This window comes from Prosthecobacter sp. (genome assembly GCF_020439865.1).
Classification (GTDB): domain Bacteria; phylum Verrucomicrobiota; class Verrucomicrobiia; order Verrucomicrobiales; family Verrucomicrobiaceae; genus Prosthecobacter.
The window spans coordinates 1-1,584 of sequence record NZ_JAGRPF010000119.1 but is presented as its reverse complement, the minus strand read 5'-3'; the positions used below and the strand labels follow the sequence as shown (position 1 = coordinate 1,584).

The 1,584-nt window shown below is 59.8% G+C and carries 2 protein-coding genes; both read right to left on the bottom strand.

From position 1 onward, the window contains the following. The coding region (locus tag KDL09_RS14335; protein ID WP_294386356.1) for a hypothetical protein at positions 1–286 on the bottom strand (286 nt) is incomplete at its 3' end. Positions 287–838: 552 nt separating this feature from the next. Further along, positions 839–1,584, bottom strand: a 746-nt coding sequence (locus KDL09_RS14330) for a c-type cytochrome (RefSeq protein WP_294386353.1), incomplete at its 5' end; no start/stop codon positions are given.

Here is a 1,584-nt window from a genome sequence, read left to right as displayed (position 1 = left end):
GTTGGAGATCCACCTCAGCGACCTTATAGTGCGGTTCCTCTTCCAGTCCAAAGCGGAAGAGAAATTCCCGCAGCAGGTTTTTGTGCGCCAGCCGGGGATGCGCCGCCACTTTGAGGAAGTGCCGCTGCACCCCCTTCGTGAGATGATACTGGAAGGAAAGGTAGCGCACATACTGCTCCCGAGTCAGACCACCTTGATCGTGGATGCACTGGAGCTTTGCGCGGAAGACGGTCTTCGCCTTCTCGACGACTTCTAGGACGGGGGAGAGTTTGGTTGGCGTGGTCATGGTGGGAAGTTATGAGAGGATTTTGAGTGAAAGGCGGCAGGCGGCGTTCCACACCAGCAGCGGATAAACCGCGAGGGAGCGTTCCATGCCGTCGAGATCGTGGCAGTCTCTAAAGATGCTCCCGGCGCTGGAGTGCGCGCGCAGGGTGCCTCCGCGATGAGATGGTGGCCGGTCTCTCCGAATGGCTCCATGATGGTAGGGGCGCTGTGGTCCGTGTAGGTCTGCGGATGCCGCACCTCCTCCTCATGCCTGTCGTAGCAGAAGCGAAACAGACCGTTCAGGTCTTTATCGATCTGGGTTAGGCGAATGGTGATTGGCACGGGACGAAGGTGGTTCGTTCCCTTCTGTGCGTTTTCGGACGGGATGTTACCGGTGAAGTGAAATATTTTTCACGGGATCCAGATTTTCGTCGTGATGGTTGCCTACCCTACATTGGAGGCATGAGACGGGTGAAAACCACCGTTCGTGAGACAGTCCTTCGATGCCCCAGACAGGTCGTCCGAGCACGCGTGGCCATGACGGCGGAGCCGGCAATCGTCAGCTCTTAATGGCTTACTTCCCCAGCAGGAACGCGATCAAGTCGGCCATCTGCTCCTTCGTGATCGCGGCTTCGAGGCCGACGGGCATGAGGGTGCGATCGAGGGACTTCATCTCCTTGATGGCGCTGCGCGGAAGTGTCTCCTTGGCGCCGCCCATCATGGCGAGGACGACGCTGTCGCTGTTCTCGCTTTGAATGAGGCCGCTGAGGCTGCGCCCGTCTTTCGTGTCGATTTGATACGCGGTCCAGCGTGCTTCGAACATGCGGTTCGGGTCGAGGATGTCGGAGAGGATGCCTTCAGGGGGCTTCACTTTTACATCGGAGAGCGGCGGGCCGACATCGACGCCCATGTCGCCATGCTTGTGACAGGTGATGCAGATGGTGGCGAACACGGCCTGACCTTTCTTCGCATCGCCAGGCATCGTTGTGGCCGCCATGTAGTCCTTCACCACAGCCGCGCGGTCGCTGCTCGCCTCGCCAAAGAGCTTCTTCGCGAGGTCGGTCATCTCGCCCTTGCCGCGCTGATAACGCCAGCGCGTCTCGACATCGACCCACGCGGTCGGGAACTCGCCCTTCTCCATGCGCTTGAAGAGTTCCAGCGCGGTCGTGGCGTTTGCGGTGAGGATCGGCACGAGATCGCGCTTCAAAGCGGGACCGGCCTTCGGCAACAGTTCGTAAATGAGCGACGCGGTGCTGGTGGCGGGATATTTTTTCAGCAGGACCAGAGTGGCGGCGCTGAGTTCAGTGGGTTGCGATGTGG